This is a genomic window from Xenorhabdus sp. SGI240 (assembly GCF_040081915.1).
GTDB classification, from domain to species: domain Bacteria; phylum Pseudomonadota; class Gammaproteobacteria; order Enterobacterales; family Enterobacteriaceae; genus Xenorhabdus; species Xenorhabdus bakwenae.
On the sequence record NZ_JBEBMB010000112.1, the window covers coordinates 1 to 2,630 of the forward strand.

General features: G+C 39.2%; 3 protein-coding genes. All 3 read left to right on the forward strand.

All coding sequences use genetic code 11. The features are described 5' to 3' along the window. Positions 1-700, forward strand: a 700-nt coding sequence (locus ABLA76_RS16400) for a hypothetical protein (RefSeq protein WP_348988740.1), incomplete at its 5' end; no start/stop codon positions are given. Beyond that, entirely contained in the window at positions 697-1,452 is a 756-nt protein-coding gene (locus tag ABLA76_RS16405; protein WP_348988741.1) for an alpha/beta hydrolase, read from the forward strand. The genes ABLA76_RS16400 and ABLA76_RS16405, both read left to right, overlap by 4 nt. Next, positions 1,449-2,630 (forward strand): isocitrate/isopropylmalate family dehydrogenase (locus ABLA76_RS16410; RefSeq protein WP_348988742.1); only part of this gene is annotated, 1,182 nt, incomplete at its 3' end. The genes ABLA76_RS16405 and ABLA76_RS16410, both read left to right, overlap by 4 nt.

Below are 2,630 nucleotides of genomic sequence, written 5' to 3' on the forward strand. Positions count from 1 at the left end.
CTGGTCACTTAAAGTTATAAAGGAGCGGCTATGTCATTTCAACTCTCCTCGAAAGTCGAGCATCGCGTTTAGACTATGTATCAAGACTGACAATCCGCAGCCATGTTTGGCATTATGTGAAACTGCGCAGTCCATTGGAATGGCGGTTAGTATCAATTTTATTCGGGTAAGCCAGCTTTCTATCAATAAAGTTATTGAGATTACCAAACAATGTGAACATGCTGGTGCTAATATCATTTACTTAGCGGACTCAAATGGCAGCTTATTCCCAGAACAAGTATCGCAGTTATTTTATAAGCTAAAATCTGCTACTCAATTGCAATTGGGTTTTCATCCCCATGACAATTTAGGACTTGCTACCGCGAATAGTATTGAAGCTATGAAGTCTGGAGCCAGTTTTATTGATAGCTCTTTATCAGGAATGGGGAAAGGAGCTGGAAATCTCAATTTGGAAAGCTGGTTATCATTTCTAAATTTGAGTCAAGATACTAAACAATACGATCTTGGACACGTATTTAATCAACTTAATGAACTGCAATCCCATCACTTTTTTGCTGCATCTAAACGCGAGCTTATTGATGTAATCATGGGAATGTACAATCTAAGTGTGGAAAATAAAACAGCTCTCGAAGAAGGGTTACGATGTGGTATTAATTATGCGTTTCAGATTGTTAAGTCTTTGAAGGAAATAACGGCATGATGCAGCATAGTAATGCCGGGTATTTTAGTCCTGATGCGGTAATTCTCTCTCCAGTGATGCCGCTATGGGATCATGGTAATTTTTGCGCACCATTGGTCTTATTATTAGAGAAAATGGGATATCGAGTATCTATTATTGATACATTATCCTTAATTAACCACGTGAATCCTGATTTAATTGATCCTGACTGTTTTATTAACACTATTGAGTTTGAATTAACTCAACGTTTTTCTAAGCCCTATCTTCTTATTGGATTTGCTATGGCAGGTACTCTGGTGCAGTTACTTGCGCCACGCTTAAAGACGATTACGGGAGTGATTTCAATCAGTGGTCCTGGATATGCAGATATATTACTGAGCGATAAATTAGGACAACTAATCATTTTACTGAAAAAAAGTCAGTTGGATGAAGCCATTTCATTATTGCATGACTTTGTTATTCCTAAAGGAGGAACGCCACTTCCCTCGGTATCCGCTATCCCGAATCATTTAAAAGGTATTGCACAAAAGCGTTTGATAATGGGGTTTTCATTGTTGCTACAATTCGATGCAAGAACAGCGCTGTGCAATTATAAAGGAAAATTTCTGAGTATAGTTGGTGAATGTTCACAGTTGGCTACTGTACGTAATCAAGTTGTCAGTCCTAATCTTATGCACTGTTTTGTTGTAGCTGAGGGAGCAGGAATGCGACCTTGGAACGATCAACCTGAATTTATTAACGATGTAATTAACGATTGGCTCAAAATCTTATGAACAAAAAAATTCTTGTTTTACCTGGAGATGGTATTGGCCAAGAAGTATGTGATGCTGCTCTTCCTGTTTTTAAAGCGTTAGATCTTCCTGTGACATTGACAATTGGCGATATTGGTTGGACTTGTTGGGAAAGGGAAGGTAATCCTGTACCTGAAAGTACTTGGGAACAAATAGATTCAGTTGATGCTGTATTGCTCGGTGCCATTACTAGTAAAGGCAAAGAAGAAGCACAACAAGCGCTGCCATCGTATCTTCGTGGAAAAGTGGAAAATTATGTATCACCCGTTATCCAATTACGTCAACGTTTGGGCTTATACGCAAATATTCGGCCAATACGTTATATAGAAGGAGAGCGTAAACCCTTTCGCTGTTGTGTTATTAGAGAAAATACAGAGGGATTATATGCGGGATTCGATTTTAAAGGAATTCCTGCTATTGCAGCGACTTGGTTAACACATCCTAATATAGACAAATATGGCCCTGAAGAGGCGGCATGGTCAGTCCGCTTACAAACACGTTTTGGTCTGGAGCATTTGTTTACCACTGCCTTCGAGTATGCACAGGAAAATAATTACACACGCGTAACTTTTGCTGATAAACCGAATGTTATGCGGGAAAGTGGGCATTTTGCAAAAGTTATTTTTGATACCGTTACTGCACGTTATCCAGAGATACAAGCAGATATTCATAATGTAGACGCAGTAGCATTGTGGTTAGTAAAAAAGCCGCATGAATTTGGTGTGATTGTTGCTGAAAATATGTTCGGTGATATTTTGTCTGATTTGGCTGCTGGCGTAATGGGAGGGCTTGGTTTAGCTCCTAGCGCCAATATTGGTAGTGATATTGCATACTTTGAACCTGTCCATGGTAGTGCACCTAGCATGGCCGGTAAAAATAAAGCTAATCCAGCAGCTATGTTTTATACAATAGCTTTGCTATTGGAACATCTTGGTTTTATTAATGCCGCCATGAAAATTAATCGTGCAGTAGACAATGTAATACGTGTAGGGAAAACTGTAACTTATGATCTAGGGGGAAGTGCAACAACCCAACAAATGGCACAAGCTATTATTAATACTCTAGACGAAAAGTGTACCAACAAGTCGGCATCGATTATTTCTGTTGGTGATGAATTACTGAGCGGGCAACATACTAATACTAACGCGATGCTCGACTTT